The following is a 20186-nucleotide window of genomic DNA, read 5'->3' as shown; positions in this document are numbered from 1 at the left end:
AGCGGCGTTAGTGGTCGTTAACCTGGCAGGGATGGGTTAACGCTCATTAACCGGACCACGAGCAAGGGAGCCCGTAGTCATGGAGCAGGCACCGGTGCTGGGCAGCGCCGCCGATCCGGCGTCCGACGCCTGGGCGGCCAATGAGGCCGCGCACCGCGAGCTGGCCGCGCGGCTGCGCGAGAAGCTGGCCGCGGCGCGGCTGGGCGGCGGCGAGAAGGCGCGGGCGCGGCACACCGCGCGCGGCAAGCTGCTCCCCCGCGACCGGGTCGACACCGTGCTCGACGCGGGCTCGCCGTTCCTGGAGCTGGCCCCGCTCGCGGCCGACGGGATGTACGGCGGCCAGGCCCCGGCGGCGGGCGTGATCGCGGGGATCGGGCGGGTGGCGGGCCGAGAGGTGGTCGTGATCGCCAATGACGCCACGGTCAAGGGCGGCACCTACTACCCGATGACGGTCAAGAAGCATCTGCGCGCCCAGGAGGTCGCGCTGGAGAATCGCCTGCCGTGCGTGTATCTGGTCGACTCCGGAGGCGCCTTCCTGCCCATGCAGGACGAGGTCTTCCCCGACCGTGACCACTTCGGCCGGATCTTCTACAACCAGGCGCGGATGTCGGGCGCCGGCATCCCGCAGATCGCGGCGGTGCTCGGGTCCTGCACGGCGGGCGGGGCGTATGTCCCGGCGATGAGCGACGAGGCGGTCATCGTGCGCGGGCAGGGCACCATCTTCCTGGGCGGGCCGCCGCTGGTGAAGGCGGCGACGGGCGAGGTCGTCACGGCCGAGGAGCTGGGCGGCGGCGAGGTCCACTCCAAGGTCTCCGGCGTCACCGACCACCTCGCGGAGAGCGACGCCCACGCCCTGCGCATCGTCCGCACGATCGTCTCGACGCTCCCCGAGCCGCTGCCCGCGCGCGGGGAGCTGCCGTGGGCGGTGAGACCCTCCGAGGAGCCCGCGGTCGACCCGGCGGGCCTCTACGGGGCGGTGCCGGTCGACTCGCGCACGCCGTACGACGTGCGCGAGGTGATCGCGCGGGTGGTGGACGGCTCGCGGTTCGCCGAGTTCAAGGCCGAGTTCGGCACGACCCTGGTGACGGGTTTCGCGCACATCATGGGCCATCCGGTGGGCATCGTCGCCAACAACGGCATCCTGTTCTCCGAATCGGCCCAGAAGGGCGCCCATTTCATCGAGCTGTGCGACCAGCGCGGCATCCCCCTGGTGTTCCTTCAGAACATCTCGGGCTTCATGGTCGGCCGCAGCTATGAGGCGGGCGGCATCGCCAAGCACGGCGCCAAGATGGTCACCGCCGTGGCCTGCACCCGCGTACCCAAGCTCACGGTCGTCGTCGGCGGCTCGTACGGCGCGGGGAACTACTCGATGTGCGGGCGCGCCTATTCGCCGCGCTTCCTGTGGATGTGGCCGAACGCGAAGATCTCGGTGATGGGCGGCGAGCAGGCGGCCTCCGTGCTGGCCACCGTCAAGCGCGACCAGCTGGAGGCGCGCGGCGAGGAGTGGCCGGCGGACGAGGAGGAGGCGTTCCGGGCGCCGATCCGCGAGCAGTACGAGACCCAGGGAAACGCTTATTACGCGACGGCGCGGCTGTGGGACGACGGCGTGATCGACCCCCTGGAGACCCGCACGGTGCTGGGCCTCGCCCTCACCGCTTGTGCGAACGCGCCGCTTCCCGGCAAGCCCGGCCAGGATCCCGTGACGCCCGGCTTCGGCGTCTTCCGGATGTGAGGGACCGTGGAGCTGAAGAGTGTGAGCCCGATGTTCGAGACAGTCCTGGTGGCCAACCGCGGGGAGATCGCCGTCCGGGTGATCCGTACGCTGCGGCGGCTCGGTGTGCGCTCGGTCGCCGTGTTCAGCGACGCCGACGCGGACGCGCTGCATGTGCGCGAGGCGGACACGGCGGTCAGGCTGGGCCCGGCGAGCCCCGCCGAGAGCTATCTGTCGGCCAAGCGGCTGCTGGACGCGGCCGACCGGGCCGGCGCCCAGGCCGTGCACCCCGGCTATGGCTTCCTCGCGGAGAACGCGGCCTTCGCGCGCGCCTGCACCGGCGCCGGGCTCGCCTTCATCGGCCCGCCCGCGGCCGCGATCGAGCTGATGGGCGACAAGATCCGCGCCAAGGAGAGCGTGCGGGCCGCGGGCGTGCCCGTGGTGCCCGGCTCCACCGGCAGCGCCCTCACCGACGCCCAGCTCGCGGACGCCGCCCGCGAGATCGGCATGCCGGTGCTGCTCAAGCCCTCGGCAGGCGGCGGCGGCAAGGGCATGCGGCTGGTGCGGGAGGAGGCGCGGCTCGCGGATGAGATCGCGGCCGCGCGGCGCGAGGCCCGCGGCGCGTTCGGCGATGACACGCTGCTGGTCGAGCGCTGGATCGACCGCCCCCGGCACATCGAGATCCAGGTGCTGGCCGACGGCCATGGCCACGTCATCCACCTCGGCGAGCGCGAGTGCTCGTTGCAGCGCCGCCATCAGAAGATCATCGAGGAGGCGCCGAGCCCCCTGCTGGACGCCGCCACCCGGGCGGTCATGGGCGAGGCCGCGGTCCAGGCCGCGCGCTCCTGCGGTTATGTGGGCGCGGGCACGGTGGAGTTCATCGTCCCGGGCGACGACCCGGCGGCGTACTGCTTCATGGAGATGAACACCCGCCTCCAGGTCGAACACCCGGTGACCGAGCTCATCACGGGGCTCGACCTGGTGGAGTGGCAGCTGCGGATCGCGGCCGGCGAGCATCTGCCGCTCGCCCAGGACGACATCACCTTCACCGGCCACGCCGTCGAGGCCCGCATCTGCGCGGAGACCGCCCGTATCACCGCCTCGGGCACCGTCGACTTCCTGCCCTCGGCGGGCACCGTGCTCGCGCTGTCCGAGCCGGACGGGGAGGGCGTGCGGGTCGACTCCGGGCTGGCCGTCGGCACGGAGGTCGGCACGGTGTACGACCCGATGCTCGCCAAGGTCGTCGCCCACGGCCCCGACCGTCCCACCGCCCTGCGCCGGCTGCGTGCCGCGCTGGCCCGCACCACCACCCTGGGCCTGGACACCAACACCGGCTTTCTGCGCCGCCTCGCCGCCCACCCGGCCGTGGCCTCAGGCGACCTGGACACCGGCCTCGTCGACCGCGAGGCCCCCGGCCTGGTGCCCCCCACCGTCCCGGACGAGGTGTACGCGGCGGCGGCCCTGCTGCGCCAGGCGGCACTGGAGCCGGGCGGGCCTGCCGCGGACGGGCTCTCCGCGCCGGGCGGGCATTCCGGGTCCAGCGGCCCGCGGGGCTGGGTCGACCCGTTCTCCGTCCCGACCGGCTGGCGGCTGGGCGGCGAGCCGGCCTGGACCATCCATGCGCTGCAGGTGCCCGGACACGCCCCGGTGACCGTCCGGGTGCGCGGCCGGGCCCACGACGCGGAGGTGTGGGTGGAGGAGGCCGGCGCCGGGGGCGCGCCCCCGGGAGCCGCGGCAGCGCCCGGCCGCAGTGAAGCGCCGGCCGAGGCCCACGGCGACACGGCAGCCGCCGACAGCGGCGAGCCCCGGATCGTCCGGGCGCGGCTGACGGTGCTGCCCGCCGCAGGCCCGGCGGCCGGAAGGGCGGGCCGCCTCGACGGGGACGGCGCCCATGCCGTGCTGGACTGGGGCGGCGTCACCCACACCTTCGCGTACGCCGCGCAGGGCTCCGGCCACTGGCTGGGCCGGGACGGCGACGCCTGGCAGGTGGCCGGCCACGACCCGGTGGAGGCGGCGCTGCGCGGCGGGGCCGCCGGCGTCCACGCCGGGGAGCTCACCGCGCCGATGCCCGGCACGGTCACGGTGGTCAAGGCGGCCGTCGGCGACCGGGTCACCGCCGGGCAGGGGCTGGTGGTGGTCGAGGCCATGAAGATGGAGCACGTCATCTCCGCCCCGCACGACGGCACCGTCACCGAACTCGATGTGGCCCCCGGCTCCACGGTCGCCATGGACCAGCCGCTGGCGGTCGTCACCCCGCACGACACCGAGGAGCGTGAGTGATGGCCCTCCCCGACACCCTCCCGATGACCTTCCCGGCCCCCGGGCTGCCCGCCCGGGTGCGCATCCATGAAGTGGGCCCCCGGGACGGGCTTCAGAACGAGAAGACGCTGGTCCCCGTGGCGGTGAAGGCGGAGTTCATCCGCCGGCTCGTCGAGGCGGGGCTGACCACCGTCGAGGCGACGAGCTTCGTCCACCCCAAGTGGGTGCCCCAGCTGGCCGACGCCGAGGAGCTGATGCCGCTGCTGGAGGGCACCGAGGCCCGGCTGCCGGTGCTGGTGCCGAACAAGCGCGGCCTGGAGCGCGCGCTGGCGCTCGGCGCGCGCGATGTCGCCGTCTTCGCCAGCGTCACCGAGTCCTTCGCCCGCGCCAACCTCAACCGCTCGGTGGGCGAGGTGCTGGAGATGTTCGAGCCCGTGGTCGCCGAGGCCCGCGCCGCGGGCGCCGGGGTGCGCGGCTATCTGTCCATGTGTTTCGGCGACCCGTGGGAGGGCGCGGTCCCCGTCTCGCAGACGGTGTCGGTCGCCCGCCGCCTGCTGGACATGGGGTGCGAGGAGCTGAGCCTGGGCGACACCATCGGCGTGACCACCCCCGGCCATGTGCTGGAGCTGCTGGCCACCCTGAGCGAGGCGGGCATCCCGGCGCAGAAGCTGGCGGTCCACTTCCACGACACCTACGGCCAGGCGCTGGCCAACACCCTCACGGCGCTCCAGTACGGCGTCACCTGCGTCGACGCCTCCGCCGGCGGCCTCGGCGGCTGCCCGTACGCGAAGAGCGCGACCGGCAATCTCGCCACCGAAGACCTGGTGTGGATGCTCGACGGCCTCGGCATCGAGACCGGGGTCGACCTCCGCCGGCTCGCCGCCACCAGCGCGTGGATGGCCCGCCATCTGGGCCGCCCGAGCCCCTCCCGTACCGTCCGCGCGCTCTCCCCGAAGGAGATCTGAGCCATGTCGACCGACCACCGTCTCTCTCCCGAGCACGAGGAACTGCGCCGTACCGTCGAGGCGTTCGCGCACGACGTGGTGGCCCCGAAGATCGGGGAGTTCTGGGAGCAGCATGAGTTCCCGTACGAGATCGTCCGCGAGATGGGCCGGATGGGCCTGTTCGGGCTGCCCTTCCCCGAGGAGTACGGGGGCATGGGCGGCGACTACTTCACGCTCTGTCTGGCCATCGAGGAGCTGGCCCGGGTGGACTCCTCCGTGGCGGTCACCCTGGAGGCGGGCGTCTCGCTGGGCGCGATGCCGATCTTCCGCTACGGCACGGAGGAGCAGAAGCGCCAGTGGCTGCCGGGCCTGTGCTCGGGCGAGTCCCTGGGCGCGTTCGGCCTGACGGAGCCCGGCGGCGGCTCGGACGCGGGGGCCACCCGCACCACCGCCCGGCTGGACGAGGCCACGGGCGAGTGGGTGATCAACGGCACCAAGTGCTTCATCACCAACTCCGGCACGGACATCACCGCGCTGATCACGGTCACCGCGGTCACCGGCCGCAAGCCCGACGGCGGCCCCGAGATCTCCACGATCATCGTGCCCTCGGGCACCCCCGGCCTCACGGTCGCCGCGCCCTACTCCAAGGTCGGGTGGAACGCGTCGGACACCCGCGAGCTGTCGTTCGCCGACTGCCGGGTCCCGGCGGACCATCTGCTCGGCGAGAAGAGCCGCGGCTACGCCCAGTTCCTACAGATCCTGGACGAGGGCAGGATCGCGATCTCCGCGATGGCCACCGGCCTGGCCCAGGGCTGTGTGGACGAGTCGGTGGCGTACGCGAAGACCCGCGAGGCGTTCGGCCGCCCCATCGGCGCCAACCAGGCCATCCAGTTCAAGATCGCGGACATGGAGATGCGGGCGCACATGGCCCGGGTGGCCTGGCGGGACGCGGCCTCCCGGCTGGTGCGCGGAGAGCCGTTCAAGAAGGAGGCGTCGATCGCCAAGCTCTACTCCTCCGAGGTCGCGGTGACCAACGCCCGGGAGGCCACCCAGGTGCACGGCGGATACGGCTTTATGAACGAGTATCCGGTGGCCCGGATGTGGCGGGACTCCAAGATCCTGGAGATCGGCGAGGGCACCAGCGAGGTCCAGCGGATGCTGATCGCCCGCGATCTGGGCCTCGTGGGCTGACAGCGAGGGCGCCCGCACGGCCGTGGCCCGCGCCGCTCAGCGCGTGGGCCACGGCACCTGGGGCGAGCGGTAGTAGTCGATGCCGAGCGCGTCCCACCGCGGCCCCTGCGCGGCCAGCCGCACCCGGTAGGCGGCCCAGTCGTGTGTGGCGGACGGGGACCAGCCGAGCTCGGCGATGCCCGGGAGCCGGGGGAAGGCCATGTACTCGAGGTGCGCGCTCGTCGAGAGGGTCTCCGTCCACAGCGGCGCCTCGACCCCGAGGACCGAGGAGGCGGGCGCTCCCTGGACATACGCGCCCGGGTCCCAGTCGTAGGACTGCCGGGCGTCCACCAGCCCGGCCCAGTCCTGCCCCAGCGGCGTGTCCTTGTCGTACTTCATGTCGAGGTAGGCGCGGTTGGCGGGCGAGAGGATCAGCCGGGTGCCCGCCCTGGCCGCGTCCGCGACCTCCTTCTCGCTGCCGTCCTGCCCCCAGTACTGGGCGATGGCCCCCTTCGCGGGCCGGGCACCGGTCAGCTGATGCCAGCCGATCACCGTCTTGCCGTACTTGGCGACGAGCGGCTGGACCCGGTCCATGAAGGCCACGAAGTCCTCATGGCTGGTGGAGTGCGCCTCGTCGCCGCCGATGTGGAGATAGCGGCCGGGGGTGAGCGCGGCGAGCTCCCGGATGACGTCGTCCGCGAAGTCGTACGTCACCTCCTTGGACGCGCACAGCGAGCTGAAGCCGACCTCGGTGCCGGTGTAGAGCGGGGGCGCCACGCCGTCGCAGTTCAGCTCGGCGTAGGAGGCGAGGGCGGCGTTGGTGTGGCCCGGCATGTCGATCTCGGGGACGACGGTCAGGTGGCGGCTCGCCGCGTACCGCACGATCTCCCGGTAGTCGGCCTTGGTGTAGAAGCCGCCGGGCCCGCCGCCGACCTGGGTGGAGCCGCCGTAGGTCGTGAGCCTGGGCCAGGAGTCGATGGCGATCCGCCACCCCTGGTCGTCCGACAGATGCAGATGCAGGGTGTTGATCTTGTAGAGGGCGAGCTGGTCGATATAGGTCTTGACCTGGCCGACGGTGAAGAAGTGCCGGGACACGTCGAGCATCGCGCCCCGGTAGGCGTAGCGCGGCACATCGGTGACGGTGCCGCCGGAGACGGTCCAGGGGCCGGGCTGCGAGGTCTTCCGCTCGACGGCGGCGGGCAGCAGCTGGCGCAGGGTCTGGACGCCGTGGAACAGGCCCGCGGGCTCGCGGGCGCTGATGGTGATCCCGCGCCGGGTCACCTCCAGCCGATAGCCCTCCGCCCCGAGGCCGCGCCCGCCGGCCGCCTCGCCGACGAGCCGCAGCCGGATGCCCTCGCCGCCCCCGTGCGCGGCGACCGGCAGCCGGTACCCGGTGGACGGGCGCAGCACGCCCGCCAGATAGTCGCCCACCTGGCGCGCCGCGCGGGAGCCGGGGTCCACCAGGATCCGGGTGCGCGGGCCGAGCGTGTACGGGGTCTCCGCGGGCCGTACGGAGGCGGGGGCGGGCACCACCCGGTCCAGCGGCACCGGCCGCGCCCCGGCGGCCGTGGCGCCCGCCTCGGTGGCGCCCGGTTGCGCGGCGCCGGCGGTCCCCGTACTCGCCGCCACGGCGAGCAGCAGGGAGCACAGGAGTCGGAGGCGGATCCGGCGTCGTCCCATGGCGTCTCCTTCGGCAGACGGACAAGGCGGACCAAGCGAACCAGGCGTACATCCTGCGTACCGCGCGGCCCAGTTGAGGTCAAGGTCCAGACCAATACGTGTCTGTTCACCTGTCAGAATTCACGCCATGGCGGAAATCACCCAGCGCGATGGAACGTGGAGCTTCGACGGCGACACCGTGCGGATCGTCCCCGGCCGGGACAAGCGCGTGAACCCGGCGCGCCAGGCGCTCGGCGAACTCGCGGTGCCGCTGGAGGCGCTGGCGGGCATCGCGTACGAGCCGGGGCGCCGGACCGGGCGGCTGCGGCTGAAGCTGCGCGAGGGCGCGGACCCGCTGCTCCAGGCGGCGGGCGGCGAGCTGCCGGAGGCCGCCGACCCGTATCAGCTGCCGGTGGATTCCGAGCGCGCGGGCGTCGCCGAGTACATGGTCGACGAGGTGCGCCAGGCGCTGCTGCTGGAGCAGGTGGACGCCGGGCCCTGCGACCGCTATCTGCTCCCGGGCCCCTCGGTGCCGCTGTCGGCCTCGGCGGGCGACGGCACGGCCTCCTTCGACGGCGAGCAGATCCGCCTGGAGTGGAACTGGAAGACCGAGCAGGCGAAAAAGTCGGGCGGGCCGCGCGTCTTCCCGGTGTCGGACGTCGAGGCGGTGCAGTGGAGCCCCGCCAAGGGCCTGGAGAACGGCTACCTCCGCTTCGCCCTGTTCAAGGTCCCGACCTCGGCCCCGCCCAAGTACGACCCGTACGCCGTCGTGATGTACGGCCTCAAGCGGGACCCGCTGATGGCCCTGGTCGCGGCCGCGGTCACGGCCCGGCTGCCGCACCCCGCCGGGCCGCCGCACCCCGCCGGGCCGCCGGAGCCCGCCGACGCCGTCCCGGTGGCGCTGACGAAGGATCCCGCTGAGATCGGGGCCGGGGCCGGGCAGGGCGGGGGCGGTGACGCGGATCACGACGCGCTGCTGCGCCGGCTGCGCGAGCTCGGCGAGCTGCGCCGCGACGGGGTGCTCACGGAGGAGGAGTTCAGCACCGTCAAACAGGCCGTGCTCCGCCGTTTCTGAGACTCGATCCGCAGTTCACCAGAGGCAGGGCCGCCGCGTCGGCTACGACGAGAGGATCGCCGTCGCCTTGTCGAGGGCCGGGTCCTTGCCGGCGGACACGTCCGCCGCGGTCAGCGGCGCGAAGTGGTCCGGGGGGACGCCGACACCGTCGATGATCTCGCCGTTCGCGCCGATGACGCGCTGCGACGGCAAGCGGATCAGGCTGGTGTGATCGTTGAGCGCGTACAGGCGGGCGGGGCCGGAGTTCACTCCCGCGGTGCGGGTGCCGACGAGCGCGCCCAGGTGGAGGTCCTTGACGCCCGTCGCGAACACCTCGCACGCGGAGGCGCAGCCGTCGTCGGTGAGCGTGACCATGGGCAGGTGCAGCAGCGGGGTGCTGTTGTCGACGGGCTGGGGGTCGCAGTCGCCGTCGGCGTCGCAGAAGGAGACGGCCGTCGCGTCGTGGACGAACGCGCCCATCAGTTTGTTGCCCTCGTCGGCGACGCCGCCACGGTTGCCGCGCAGGTCGAAGATGATGCCGGTGAGCTTGGTGGTCGCCTTGAGGTCGGCGATGGCCTTGAGGGCTTCCTGGGCGACGCCCGGATAGAAGGCGTCGAAGCGGACGTCGGCGATACCGCCGGCCACCAGGGTGACGTCCACGCGCGGCTTGGGCTGCGCGGGCAGCGGGCCGGGGGTGACACGCACGCGCCGGGTCCGGTCGGTGGCGGGCCGCCGTACGGTGAGGGTCACCGGGACGCGCCGGGGATACGAGGGGCGGAGGGAGTCCACAACTCCCGGGTTGAGCTGCCCGTTGGTGAAGACCGGGACATTGTTCACCGCCTCGATGACATCTCCGGGCTTGAGCCCGGCCGCGGCGGCGGGAGTACCGGTGCCGACCGTGGTGAGGAAGAGCGGACCGGTGAAGTCCGGGGCGGTCGCGGCCGGGGGGAGGGTTCTGTTCAGGCCGATGCCCAGGCCCCACGGGTGGGCGTCCGGCGTGGCACCCGGGCTGCCGGGACCCTGGTAGTCGGCGTGGTTGTCGTGCAGGGCGGTGAGCATCCCCTGGATCGCGGCGACGGCGAGCGAGGAGCGCAGTGCCTGGTCGTCCGGCACCGCGTCCAGCACTTCCTGGAGCCGCTCGGCGAAGAGCGGCCAGTCCTTGTCCCGGTCGCCGGTCAGCGCCGGCAGGACGGCGAACGGCTGGTCGACATCGCGTTTGCGCAGTTCCCGGACGACGGCCTGGGCGGCGTACTGGAGCAGGGGGCGGTCATCGAGCCGGGACCCGCCGTAATAGTTGTCGAAGATGCAGTAGTACGCCTGCTCCACCGTGCTGACGGAGGTCGGGGCCGGGTCCTGCGCGGGCGGCTGGGGGCCGGTCGGGTCCTGCGGTGCGCAGGCGGCGGGCCGGTCGGCCTGGTGCGGCTCTGCCGATGGGCTGGCGGACGCGGTCAGGGCGGTGACGAGCACGCTGCCCGCGAGTACGGCGATCCCGGTCGTGACCAGTACACGCCGTTGCCGCAGCAGCCCGATCCGGCGGTGGCCGAGCCCGCGGCCGGCCGACGGCGCTTGGGCGGCCGGGGTCTCGGCCGGTGTGGGGTCGGCCGGTAGCGGGTCGGCCGGTGTGGTTGCGGCCGGCAGCGGGTCGGCCGGTGTGTCGCTCATGCGGAGTGCTCCTGAACTCGCGTCGGTCGTGCCGTGGGCGTCGCCGCGGTCGGCGCGGCGTCGCTGACGGACGTTCTACGCGGCGGGCGGTTTCACGGCGGTTGCGTCGTCGCGGTGGGGAAGCCGACCGTGACGACCAGGCCGCCGCCGGGCCGCGGGGCGGCGGTGAGGGTGGCATCGTGGGCGGCCGCGATGGCCGAGACGATGGACAGGCCCAGGCCGAACCCCTGGGACGACGCGCCGCGGGCCCCGCTGCCGGTGCGAGCCGGGCCGAGGCGCTGGAAGGGCAGGAGGATCCGCTCGACGGCGTCCGCGGGGACGTCCGGGCCGGTATTGGCGACCGTGAGGACCGCGCGGCCGGCCTGTGTGCCGGTGGTGACGTCCACCTGCCCGCCGGGCATGTTGTAGCGGATCGCGTTGTCCAGCAGATTGGCCACCAGCCGCTCGGCGAGCGCCCGGTGGCCCGAGGAGACGGCCGCGCCGGCCCGGGGGCGCAGCGTCACCTGCCGTTCGTGGGCCGCGGTGGCGCGCGCCGCCACGGCTTCCCGGGCGAGCCGGGCCAGGTCGAAGGGGTGGCGCTCGTCGAGGCCCGCGTGGCCGCGGGCCAGGGTCAGCAGCGCTTCGATGAGCCGTTCCTGCTGCCGTCCGGCGGCAAGTATCCGTTCGTGGGCCGTGCGCAGGGACTCGACGGTCGGTTCGGGGTCGGCCAGGGCGACCTGGCCCAGCACGCGCTGCCGGGCCAGCGGCGTACGCAGCTCGTGGGACGCGTTGGCCACGAACTGCCGCTGCGCCTGGAAGGAACCGTCGAGCCGGGTCAGCAGCGCGTCGAACGTGTCGCCCAGCTCCCGCAGTTCGTCCCGCGGGCCGGCCAGGGCCAGCCGCCGGTGCAGGCTGGTCGCCGAGATGTCCTGCGCGGTGGAGGTGATGGTCCGCAGCGGGCGCAGGACACGGCCGGCCACCACCCAGCCCAGCAGCACGGATGTCAGCGACATCAGCCCCAGGGCGATCCCCGACTGGACCAGCAGGGTGTGCAGCATGGCGGACTTCTGGTGGTCGACGGTCCGCTGTACGTCCTTTTGCAGGGCCGCCATGGCGGTGTCCATGGCGGCCCGGTCGCCGGGCTCGGCAGGCCGTGTCCCCTCCGGTGCGCTCGGGCTGGGGGCGGCCACGGTCACCTCCCGCTTCAGGACCGTGGGCGGACGGTCGACGGCGCCGGCCACCAGGCCGTACGTGACCGCGAGCAGCGCGGCGCCGGACACCAGGAACAGCCCTCCGTACAAGGCGGTCAGCCGCAACCGTACGGTGCGGCGGGGCAGACCCGCGCGCACGATCCGGCCGGTGAGCCGGCGCAGAGCGGCGGGCGCGAGGACGCGGACAGGCATGTGAACGTGGCGACCTTTCGGTTGGATCCTGCGCTGTGCTCGGTCGGAGCGGCCGACGGGCCCGGCCGCTCCGCCCCCGCAACCCCTCAGATCCGGTAACCGCTCCTGGCCACCGTCTCGATGACCGGCGGCGCCCCGAGTTTGGCCCGCAGCCGGCTGATCGTGATCTTCACGGCGCTGGTGAAGGGGTCGGCGGCCTCGTCCCAGACCCGTTCGAGCAGCTCCTCGGCGGAGACGGCACGGCCCCCGGCGGCGAGGAGCAGTTCGAGGACGCCGAACTCCTTGGGCGTGAGGGCCAGCGCCCGGCCCGCCCGTACGGCGGTGCGCCGAGCGCTGTCGACCAGGAGGTCGCCGTGGCGCACCACGGGCGGTACGGCCGGATGCGCACGGCGGGCCAGGGCGGCGATCCGGGCGACGAGTACGGGGAAATCGAAGGGCTTGGGGAGGTAGTCGTCGGCGCCCAGGCCCAGCCCGTCCACGATGTCGTCCGCCGTTCCCGCGGCGGTGAGCATCAGGATGCGGCTGCGGCACCCGGCGGTGATCAGCGCCGCGCAGACCTCGTCGCCGTGCGTCCCGGGCAGGTCCCGGTCCAGGACGACCACGTCGTACGCGTCGCCGTCGGCGCCGCCCAGCCGTTCCAGCGCCTCCGTACCGTCGAACGCCACGTCGACGGCCATCTGCGCACGGCGCAGGCCCACCGCGACCACCTGTGCCATCTCCTCGTCGTCATCGACGATGAGCACGCGCATCCCCCCGGCACCCCCTCTCGTGTCGTCGTCCCGGCGCCCCGCAGCCCCACCGGGCCGGCTCCGGCGCCGGCCGGGCGAACGTACCAGTGACACACCGGGCACGCATCGAGCTGGTCCCCCTGCCCGATATCGGGCAGGATTCTTGCGAAACGGGGCGGCTCACCGCAGTATCAACGGGTGCTCGATCGCCGTATGTCCCACGATGACCTCATCGACCACCTGGTACGCAGCACGCCGCTCAGCCGCGGCGAGGCCGCCCGGGTGGTGCTGGACGTGCTCGCGTACTTCGACGAGACGACCGAGGAATACGTCCGCCGCCGCCATCGGGAGCTCCAGTCCGGCGGGCTGACCAACCCGGACATCTTCGAGCGGATCACAGCCGAGCTGCCGCACCGCGCGATGGCGCCGCCGGACCTCTCGCTGCGCCAGCTGCGCCGCATCGTCTACGGCTGAGCCGAGCACTCATGAGCGACCCACCAGGGAGGGACTGACACCACCATGTGCGGAATCGTCGGATATATCGGGAAACGCGATGTGGCGCCGCTGCTGCTCGAGGGCCTTCAGCGCCTGGAGTACCGCGGCTATGACTCGGCCGGGATCGCGATCCACGCCAAGCCCGCCAAGTCCGGTCAGGCGGCACAGTCCCCCGGCCTGAAGACCGCCAAGGCCAAGGGCCGGGTCCGCGAGCTGGAGGCCAGGCTCCCCAAGCGCTTCGCGGGCACCGTCGGCATCGCGCACACCCGCTGGGCCACCCACGGCGCGCCCAACGACGTCAACGCGCATCCGCACCTGGACGCGGACGGCAAGGTCGCGATCGTCCACAACGGCATCATCGACAACGCCTCCGAGCTGCGCGCCAAGCTCACCGCCGACGGCGTCGAGCTGGCCTCCGACACCGACTCCGAGACCCTGGCCCATCTGATCGGCCGCTCGCAGGCCGCCACGCTGGAGGAGAAGGTCCGCCAGGCCCTCGCCCTGGTCGAGGGGACGTACGGCATCGCCGTGCTGCACGCGGACTTCCCCGACCGGATCGTCGTCGCCCGCAACGGCTCCCCCGTGGTGCTGGGCATCGGCGAGAAGGAGATGTTCGTCGCCTCGGACGTCGCCGCCCTGGTCAGCCACACCCGCCAGGTGGTCACCCTCGACGACGGCGAGATGGCCACCCTCAAGGCCGACGACTTCCGCACGTACACCACCGAGGGCTCCCGCACCTCCGCGACGCCGACCACCGTGGAGTGGGAGGCCGAGTCGTACGACATGGGCGGCCACGACACCTATATGCACAAGGAGATCCACGAGCAGGTCGACGCCGTGGACCGGGTGCTGCGCGGGCGGATCGACGACCGCTTCGCCACCGTGCGTCTCGGCGGGCTCAACCTGGACGCCCGCGAGGCGCGCGGGGTGCGCCGGGTGAAGATCCTCGGCTGTGGCTCGGCGTACCACACGGGCCTGATCGGCGCCCAGCTGATCGAGGAGCTGGCCCGTATCCCCGCGGACGCCGAGCCCGCGAGCGAGTTCCGCTACCGCAACGCCGTCGTCGACCCGGACACCCTCTACATCGCGGTCAGCCAGTCCGGCGAGACCTACGACACCCTGGCCGCCGTCCAGGAGCTCAAGCGCAAGGGCGCGCGCGTGCTGGGCGTCGTCAACGTCGTCGGCAGCGCGATCGCCCGCGAGACGGACGGCGGGGTGTACGTCCACGCGGGCCCCGAGGTCTGTGTGGTGTCCACCAAGTGCTTCACCAACACGGCCGTCGCCTTCGCCCTGCTCGCCCTCCACCTCGGCCGGATCCGCGATCTGTCGGTCGCCGACGGCAAGCGGATCATCGCCGGACTGCGGCGGCTGCCGGACCAGATCGCGGAGGTGCTGCGCGGCGAGGAGAAGATCAAGGAGCTCGCCGCGGAATACGCGAATGCGAAGAGCATGATGTTCATCGGCCGGGTGCGCGGCTACCCGGTCGCCCGCGAGGCCTCCCTGAAGCTCAAGGAGGTCTCCTACGTCCACGCCGAGGCGTACCCGGCCTCCGAGCTCAAGCACGGCCCGCTGGCGCTCATCGAGCCCGAGGTGCCGACCGTCGCGGTGCTCCCGGACGACGACCTGCTGGAGAAGAACCGCGCGACGCTGGAGGAGATCAAGGCCCGCAGCGGCCGGATCCTGGCCGTGGCGCACCAGGAACAGGAGAAGGCGGACCACACGATCGTGGTCCCGCGCAACGAGGTGGAGCTGGACCCGATTCTGATGGGCGTTCCGCTGCAACTCCTCGCGTATCACACGGCGCTGGCGCTCGGCCGCGACATCGACAAGCCGCGGAACCTGGCGAAGTCCGTGACGGTGGAGTGACCGCTCGGCGGTCCCCCGCGTGAGCCACCACGCACGCGGGGGCCGCCTCCCCTGTGCCGGCGTCGCCCTAACGCCGGCAGGTGGGCCGCCGACAGGAACCGTCACTTCCCGGCCGACGGCACGTGAACACTCGCCCGTTCGCTCGGTTTGTACCCGTCACAAACGCACAATCCACCTCTACGCACGGGTAGATTTATCGACTGTCAAGCGGGACTTGTCGCCATCTCACCAGCTGTCAAGGGGAGTTGGCCGTGTCCGATTCCCAACGCCCGCCGCCGGCCCACCGGAAACCGGTGGGTGCCGGGTCAGGGAATGACCACCACGGGCCGCTGCGCCCGCCGGGCCAGCCGCCCCGCGACCGAGCCGAAGATCCGCCCCACCAGCCCGTGCGTGGAGCCGACCACGATCGCGTCGGCCGCGTACTCCCGGCCGACCTCCTCCAGCTCATGGCAGATGTCCCCGCCCCGCTCCACCAGGATCCAGGGCACTTCGGCGAGATGGTCCGCGCAGGCCAGCTCCAGGCCCAGCACTTCGGTGCGATGGTCGGGCACATCCACGAAGACCGGGGGCTCGCACCCGGCCCACACCGTCGTCGGCAGCCGGTTGGCCACATGGACGATGATCAGGCCGGAGCCGGAGCGCCGGGCCATGCCGATCGAGTACGCGAGGGCGCGCTCGCTCGATGTCGAACCGTCGAATCCCACCACGACGCCGTGCTGGAACGCCGGATCGCAGGAATGACGTGATTCTTCCGCCGCTTCGGGGTGCGCCATGTGATCGGCGACCCGCTTGCGGTCCGCGGGTTCGGGGAATTCGTGACCGGCCATCGGTGTCTCGGCGAAGGAAGTCCTCGTGAGGAGGGATCGGCGGGGGCTTGAGGGGTTGCGGTTGTCGGGGGCGGCGGCTCGCCGGCGCTCGGGGGAGCGTATCGAACGAACCGAATCCGTCCGGGATTCATCTTTCCAAGCCCTTACCCCTAAGGGTACGGCGCCACTCCCCTCCTGCCCAGAGAGCTCTTGGACGGCGAACCGCCCGAGGCGTTCCACGGAGCATGCCGGAGGGCGGCCGGTAACGCAATGCCCCAAGTGGTCCCGACAGTGCCGATGTGCGGCTGTGCGGCGTGGCCTGAGTGAGCCTTGAGCAAACCCCGAGTCGTCGCCCCGCGTACACCGTGCGGATGGTCGGCAGTGACCCGGGAGCCCGCCCGGCGTTGTAGTAGCCGCGCGGTGATCGCGACCGCCCCGGCCCCCCGTCCGCCCGCTCTCCGAGGAGCAGATACGTGCCCGCCACCCCCGAGTACGACGCGCCCCGCGACGGCCGGGGCCACCCCTCCCCGACCCCGGCCGGCGAGGCGGCGGACGAGGTGATCCGCTGGGGCGCCTTCAGCTGCGCCCTGGTGCCGGTCGTCCTGCTGGCGTGCGGCTCGCCGTTCGGCGCGGCGGCAGGCGCCGCCCTCGGGCTGGCCGCGGTCACCGCCGTCTGCCGGACGCTGCTGCGCCGCTACGAGCGCACCGCCGCCCGGCTCGCCGGCACGGTGGTGAGTCCACATCGTGGACGACATGGGCGCACCGGAATCGGGGCGCACAGGGGCGGCCGGCGCGGCTGAAGGCGCGCTCCGTAGCGCTCCGGGTACACAGTGGTGAGAGTCACCGTGCGGGTCGTACGCCCGGCGGAGGACCCTTCCGTACGTCTGCGCCCACTCCTTTTCAGCCAACTTCCCGTGAAAGTTCTTTCCTTGGCAAACGCCGGGCCCAACCCCCTCCGACCAGCGCGGAAAGGGGTATGAGCGGGCCGTACCCCCTACGCGAAGTGGGTACGAAGGCTAGGCGTACTTCACAGGGAGGCCCACGAGTGCAACGCTTCGTGATCGAATGCTTCCCGCCAAGTTGTCATGTCGACATAGTGGCGGGTGGTGAACTGGTCACGGCGACCACACGCGACACAGTAGATTCGATCTTGGCCATGACCGGCGGGGGAACCGTTCAGGACCGAGGGGAAACGTGCAGGACCGAGAGGACGCGACCACCGAGGGGGGCTTAGTTCGATGAGCCAGGACTCCACGACCGTACCGGAGACCTCGCGCAAGCTCTCCGGACGCCGGCGACGAGAAATAGTCGCGGTGCTGCTCTTCAGCGGCGGCCCTATCTTCGAAAGCTCCATCCCGCTCTCCGTCTTCGGCATCGACCGTCAGGACGCCGGAGTCCCGCGGTATCGATTGCTGGTGTGCGCGGGCGAAGATGTGCCACTGCGAACGACCGGCGGACTGGAACTGACCGCACCATACGGCCTGGAGGCGCTGTCCCGGGCCGGCACCGTCGTCGTACCGGCCTGGCGGTCGATCACGCAGCCGCCACCGACCGCCGCGCTCGACGCGCTGCGCCGCGCGCACGAGGAGGGCGCGCGCATCGTGGGCCTCTGCACCGGGGCCTTCGTACTCGCCGCCGCGGGGCTGCTGGACGGCCGCCCGGCGACCACCCACTGGATGTACGCGCCGACGCTCGCCAAGCGCTATCCGTCCGTCCACGTCGACCCGCGCGAGCTGTTCGTGGACGACGGCGACATCCTGACCTCGGCGGGCACGGCCGCGGGCATAGACCTGTGCCTGCACATCGTGCGCACCGACCACGGAGCCGACGCCGCGGGCGCGCTGGCCCGCCGCCTGGTCGTGCCGCCGCGCCGCAGCGGGGGGCAGGAGCGATATCTGGACAGGTCTTTACCAGAGGAGATCGGCGCGGATCCGCTCGCCGAGGTCGTGGCGTGGGCGCTCGAGCATCTGCACGAGCAGTTCGACGTCGAGGCCCTGGCCGCCCGCGCCTATATGAGCCGGCGCACCTTCGACCGCCGGTTCCGCTCCCTCACTGGGAGCGCTCCACTCCAGTGGCTGATCACCCAGCGGGTGCTCCAGGCCCAGCGTCTCCTGGAGACCTCCGACTACTCCGTCGACGAGGTCGCCGGGCGCTGCGGCTTCCGCTCCCCGGTCGCGCTGCGCGGACACTTCCGGCGGCAGCTGGGGTCCTCCCCGGCCGCCTACCGGGCCGCGTACCGCGCCCGTAGGCCCCAGGGCGGCGGCCCCGACCGTGCGGACCGCCCGGAGCGCCTGGAGCGGGCCGACCGGCTGGAGAGGGCCGAGCTGGGCGAGCAGCGGCCCGGAGAGCACTCCATGCCGCTGCGGCGCCCCGGCGGGCCCCTCGGGCATCCCGCCCACCCCCATCACGCCCCGCACCCGCACGGCGGCGGGGACCCCGGCAAGCCGGAGTCCGACGCCTACGTCCCGCGCCTGCCCGAGCAGGCCACCGGGCGTGTGCCGGGCCGCCCGACCCTGCCCGGCCAGCGGGAGCGCCCCGTAGGGTGAGACGTATGAACGATCGCATGGTGTGGATCGACTGCGAGATGACGGGGCTCTCGCTGTCGGACGACGCGCTTATCGAGGTGGCCGCGCTGGTCACCGACTCCGAGCTGAACATCCTGGGCGAAGGAGTGGACATCGTTGTCCGGCCGCCGGCCGAAGCGCTGACCACCATGCCCGAGGTGGTGCGCGACATGCACACGGCCTCCGGACTGCTCGCGGAGCTGGACGGCGGGACCACGCTGGAGGACGCCCAGCGGCAGGTCCTGGCGTACATCCGCGAGCACGTCCCGGAGCCCGGCAAGGCGCCCCTGTGCGGGAACTCGGTCAGCACCGACCGCGGCTTCCTGCTCCGGGACATGCTCGAGCTCGAGAGCTACCTCCACTACCGGATCGTCGACGTCTCGTCGATCAAGGAGCTGGCCCGCCGCTGGTACCCGCGGGCCTACTTCAACAGCCCGAAGAAGAACGGCAACCACCGCGCCCTCGCGGACATCCACGAGAGCATCGCGGAGCTGCGCTACTACCGGGAGGCGGTCTTCGTCCCGCAGCCCGGCCCGGACTCCGACACGGCCAAGTCGATCGCGGCGAAGCACGTCCTTCCCGCCCGGCGGCCGTGACGCCTCGCTCCCGGCCCGAAAAGCCGGGAGCGAGCACCCCCGCGGACCCTGTACACTTTTTCTCGGCCGGTGCGGAACGGAAAGCGCCGGTCATGGTGGGTATAGCTCAGCTGGTAGAGCACCTGGTTGTGGTCCAGGATGTCGCGGGTTCGAGTCCCGTTACTCACCCTGAATAGTCAAGGGGCTGACCTGGGTAAACAGGTCAGCCCTTTGTCATGTCCAAAGATTTGGAAACACGACGGGAACACCCCCGCCCTGATCCGGTCGTATGGTCCGTCCATGGCGAGCATCGTGGAACGCCCCAGGAAGGACGGCACCAGCACCTTTCAGGTGAAGTGGCGCCAAGACGGCGAGTGGCAGACCGAGAAGTTCGGCGACCAGGACAGCGCCGACGCGTTCAAGAGCCTCGTCGAGGCCCACAGCGGCCGCTGGCCATACGGCTGGGTCCGCGGCGAGGGATTCGTCGAGCAGCCCGAGGTCCCCGGCGACATGACTTTCCTGGCCTACGCCGAGCGCTACGTCAACCGACTCACTGGCATCGACGACCGCACCCGGGAGGACTACCACCGCGAGATCCGGCTGCACCTCTCCCTGCTCCAGCACGTCGAGCCGACCGGCCAGGTCGTACCCGCGACGATCGCCAACCTGACCGAGGACGACGTCACCGACTGGGTGATGAGTCTGTCGGGGATGTCCACGGCTGGATCATAAGTCCGATGCTTCGGGCACCTGTGCGCATCCCCTCATGTCGGCCTCCGGGCCAGCGAGGGGCTTCCTTCCTGCCCGCAGTGAGGTGCTCGGCGCCGATCAGCTCGGACGCAGGAATTCGATAGCCCGCTCGTCCAGGTCTGCTGCACAGCGCACGCCGCGGGCGCGGAAGCGGGCGAGATCTCTGCGCATCCGAGTCACGGCCTTGCGGGTGCGGACGGATCGCACACCGTCCATGTGGTCCATCGCCCGATTCCAGGTGGCACATGCCTGCTCGATGCTGCCGCCCTTGATCTGCATTTCGGCGCTCGCCACCAGGTCGAGGGCAACTATCCGCGCATAGTCTGCTGGGCGGGATGCGGCGGCCCGCGCGTACTGCTCCGCTGCTGTCTTTCGGTCGCCCAGCGTCTCGTAGACCTTCGCGTTGCGCGAGTAGACCGACGCGGCAGGCGGCCCCCAGGCGAGGGCCCAGAAGGGCACCTCGTCTCCCCGGTCGGCGGCCAGGAGGGTCCGCGCCCGCTCAGCCTCGGCAATGGCTGCCCGCCGCTGCCCGGACTTGGCCAGGGTGTGGGCGTGCACGAC

General features: G+C 72.3%; 17 protein-coding genes and 1 tRNA gene. 12 read left to right on the top strand and 6 right to left on the bottom strand.

The genetic code is table 11. The features are described from left to right. The first annotated feature begins 79 nt into the window (after positions 1 to 79). The 4 genes from ABTY62_RS06635 to ABTY62_RS06620 are packed head-to-tail and all read left to right on the top strand — an operon-like array spanning position 80 to position 6105. Complete coding sequence (locus ABTY62_RS06635; RefSeq protein ID WP_352128306.1) at positions 80 to 1732, top strand: carboxyl transferase domain-containing protein; 1653 nt, start codon at positions 80 to 82, stop codon at positions 1730 to 1732. Between the two features lie 30 nt (positions 1733 to 1762). Continuing rightward, entirely contained in the window at positions 1763 to 3991 is a 2229-nt protein-coding gene (locus ABTY62_RS06630) for an acetyl/propionyl/methylcrotonyl-CoA carboxylase subunit alpha (RefSeq protein WP_352128304.1), read from the top strand. Further along, positions 3991 to 4935 carry a hydroxymethylglutaryl-CoA lyase gene (locus ABTY62_RS06625; protein ID WP_352128303.1) on the top strand — a complete coding sequence of 315 codons (945 nt, stop codon included), beginning with the start codon at positions 3991 to 3993 and terminating at the stop codon, positions 4933 to 4935. The genes ABTY62_RS06630 and ABTY62_RS06625 overlap by 1 nt, the downstream gene beginning before the upstream one ends. Before the next feature lie 3 nt (positions 4936 to 4938). Further along, on the top strand, positions 4939 to 6105 hold the full coding sequence (locus ABTY62_RS06620) for an acyl-CoA dehydrogenase family protein (protein WP_352128302.1): 1167 nt from the start codon (positions 4939 to 4941) through the stop codon (positions 6103 to 6105). 36 nt (positions 6106 to 6141) lie between these two features. On the opposite strand, the gene ABTY62_RS06615 is transcribed toward ABTY62_RS06620, so the two are convergent. Then, on the bottom strand, positions 6142 to 7764 hold the full coding sequence (locus ABTY62_RS06615; protein WP_352128301.1) for a beta-N-acetylhexosaminidase: 1623 nt from the start codon (positions 7762 to 7764) through the stop codon (positions 6142 to 6144). Between the two features lie 127 nt (positions 7765 to 7891). Between ABTY62_RS06615 and ABTY62_RS06610 the strand changes: the two genes are divergently transcribed. Next, positions 7892 to 8818 (top strand): DUF4429 domain-containing protein, encoded by a 927-nt coding sequence (locus ABTY62_RS06610; protein ID WP_352128300.1) that lies wholly within the window; start codon positions 7892 to 7894, stop codon positions 8816 to 8818. 42 nt (positions 8819 to 8860) lie between these two features. Here ABTY62_RS06610 and ABTY62_RS06605 read toward each other — a convergent pair whose 3' ends face one another. The 3 genes from ABTY62_RS06605 to ABTY62_RS06595 form a co-directional block, all read right to left on the bottom strand. Further along, entirely contained in the window at positions 8861 to 10459 is a 1599-nt protein-coding gene (locus ABTY62_RS06605) for a S41 family peptidase (RefSeq protein ID WP_352128299.1), read from the bottom strand. Between the two features lie 92 nt (positions 10460 to 10551). Next, positions 10552 to 11841 (bottom strand): sensor histidine kinase, encoded by a 1290-nt coding sequence (locus ABTY62_RS06600; protein ID WP_352128298.1) that lies wholly within the window; start codon positions 11839 to 11841, stop codon positions 10552 to 10554. 86 nt (positions 11842 to 11927) lie between these two features. After that, positions 11928 to 12590 (bottom strand): response regulator transcription factor, encoded by a 663-nt coding sequence (locus tag ABTY62_RS06595; protein ID WP_352128297.1) that lies wholly within the window; start codon positions 12588 to 12590, stop codon positions 11928 to 11930. Positions 12591 to 12767: 177 nt separating this feature from the next. Between ABTY62_RS06595 and ABTY62_RS06590 the strand changes: the two genes are divergently transcribed. Further along, a complete protein-coding gene (locus ABTY62_RS06590; RefSeq protein ID WP_352128296.1) occupies positions 12768 to 13043 on the top strand; it encodes a hypothetical protein in 276 nt (91 codons plus the stop codon). A 45-nt stretch (positions 13044 to 13088) separates the two neighbouring features. Then, complete coding sequence (gene glmS, locus ABTY62_RS06585) at positions 13089 to 14930, top strand: glutamine--fructose-6-phosphate transaminase (isomerizing) (RefSeq protein WP_352128294.1); 1842 nt, start codon at positions 13089 to 13091, stop codon at positions 14928 to 14930. A 305-nt stretch (positions 14931 to 15235) separates the two neighbouring features. On the opposite strand, the gene ABTY62_RS06580 is transcribed toward glmS, so the two are convergent. Further along, entirely contained in the window at positions 15236 to 15757 is a 522-nt protein-coding gene (locus ABTY62_RS06580) for a universal stress protein (RefSeq protein WP_311729707.1), read from the bottom strand. 452 nt (positions 15758 to 16209) lie between these two features. Here ABTY62_RS06580 and ABTY62_RS06575 point away from each other — a divergent pair, with 452 nt between their 5' ends. The 5 genes from ABTY62_RS06575 to ABTY62_RS06555 all read left to right on the top strand — a co-directional run bounded on the left by ABTY62_RS06575 (position 16210) and on the right by ABTY62_RS06555 (position 19607). Then, positions 16210 to 16536, top strand: a complete 327-nt coding sequence (locus ABTY62_RS06575) for a hypothetical protein (RefSeq protein ID WP_352128293.1) — start codon at positions 16210 to 16212, stop codon at positions 16534 to 16536. 438 nt (positions 16537 to 16974) lie between these two features. Next, positions 16975 to 18282 (top strand): helix-turn-helix domain-containing protein, encoded by a 1308-nt coding sequence (locus ABTY62_RS06570; RefSeq protein WP_352128292.1) that lies wholly within the window; start codon positions 16975 to 16977, stop codon positions 18280 to 18282. Positions 18283 to 18287: 5 nt separating this feature from the next. After that, positions 18288 to 18896, top strand: coding sequence for an oligoribonuclease (gene orn / locus ABTY62_RS06565; RefSeq protein WP_352128291.1), 609 nt, complete (start codon positions 18288 to 18290; stop codon positions 18894 to 18896). Between the two features lie 95 nt (positions 18897 to 18991). After that, positions 18992 to 19064: transfer RNA gene (locus tag ABTY62_RS06560), tRNA-His, on the top strand. Between the two features lie 111 nt (positions 19065 to 19175). After that, positions 19176 to 19607 carry a hypothetical protein gene (locus ABTY62_RS06555; RefSeq protein WP_352128290.1) on the top strand — a complete coding sequence of 144 codons (432 nt, stop codon included), beginning with the start codon at positions 19176 to 19178 and terminating at the stop codon, positions 19605 to 19607. 96 nt (positions 19608 to 19703) lie between these two features. Here ABTY62_RS06555 and ABTY62_RS06550 read toward each other — a convergent pair. Then, on the bottom strand, positions 19704 to 20186 hold a 483-nt coding region (locus ABTY62_RS06550), incomplete at its 5' end, for an NsdA family TPR-like regulatory protein (protein WP_502997414.1).

This window comes from Streptomyces sp. NPDC097640 (assembly GCF_040302705.1).
In the GTDB taxonomy this organism is placed as follows: Bacteria; Actinomycetota; Actinomycetes; order Streptomycetales; family Streptomycetaceae; genus Streptomyces.
The sequence above is the reverse complement of the archived record's forward strand: the minus strand, read 5'-3'. Positions and strand labels throughout refer to the sequence as shown.

What these genes read in the sequence shown, in the direction of transcription:
- ABTY62_RS06570 (WP_352128292.1), top strand. Translation starts at nt 16,975, where the DNA reads ATGAGCCAGGACTCCACGACCGTACCGGAGACCTCGCGCAAGCTCTCC.
- glmS (WP_352128294.1), top strand. Translation starts at nt 13,089, where the DNA reads ATGTGCGGAATCGTCGGATATATCGGGAAACGCGATGTGGCGCCGCTG.
- ABTY62_RS06615 (WP_352128301.1), bottom strand. Translation starts at nt 7,764, where the DNA reads ATGGGACGACGCCGGATCCGCCTCCGACTCCTGTGCTCCCTGCTGCTC.
- ABTY62_RS06610 (WP_352128300.1), top strand. Translation starts at nt 7,892, where the DNA reads ATGGCGGAAATCACCCAGCGCGATGGAACGTGGAGCTTCGACGGCGAC.
- ABTY62_RS06635 (WP_352128306.1), top strand. Translation starts at nt 80, where the DNA reads ATGGAGCAGGCACCGGTGCTGGGCAGCGCCGCCGATCCGGCGTCCGAC.
- ABTY62_RS06595 (WP_352128297.1), bottom strand. Translation starts at nt 12,590, where the DNA reads ATGCGCGTGCTCATCGTCGATGACGACGAGGAGATGGCACAGGTGGTC.
- ABTY62_RS06630 (WP_352128304.1), top strand. Translation starts at nt 1,763, where the DNA reads ATGTTCGAGACAGTCCTGGTGGCCAACCGCGGGGAGATCGCCGTCCGG.
- ABTY62_RS06625 (WP_352128303.1), top strand. Translation starts at nt 3,991, where the DNA reads ATGGCCCTCCCCGACACCCTCCCGATGACCTTCCCGGCCCCCGGGCTG.
- ABTY62_RS06600 (WP_352128298.1), bottom strand. Translation starts at nt 11,841, where the DNA reads ATGCCTGTCCGCGTCCTCGCGCCCGCCGCTCTGCGCCGGCTCACCGGC.
- orn (WP_352128291.1), top strand. Translation starts at nt 18,288, where the DNA reads ATGAACGATCGCATGGTGTGGATCGACTGCGAGATGACGGGGCTCTCG.
- ABTY62_RS06580 (WP_311729707.1), bottom strand. Translation starts at nt 15,757, where the DNA reads ATGGCCGGTCACGAATTCCCCGAACCCGCGGACCGCAAGCGGGTCGCC.
- ABTY62_RS06555 (WP_352128290.1), top strand. Translation starts at nt 19,176, where the DNA reads ATGGCGAGCATCGTGGAACGCCCCAGGAAGGACGGCACCAGCACCTTT.
- ABTY62_RS06620 (WP_352128302.1), top strand. Translation starts at nt 4,939, where the DNA reads ATGTCGACCGACCACCGTCTCTCTCCCGAGCACGAGGAACTGCGCCGT.
- ABTY62_RS06605 (WP_352128299.1), bottom strand. Translation starts at nt 10,459, where the DNA reads ATGAGCGACACACCGGCCGACCCGCTGCCGGCCGCAACCACACCGGCC.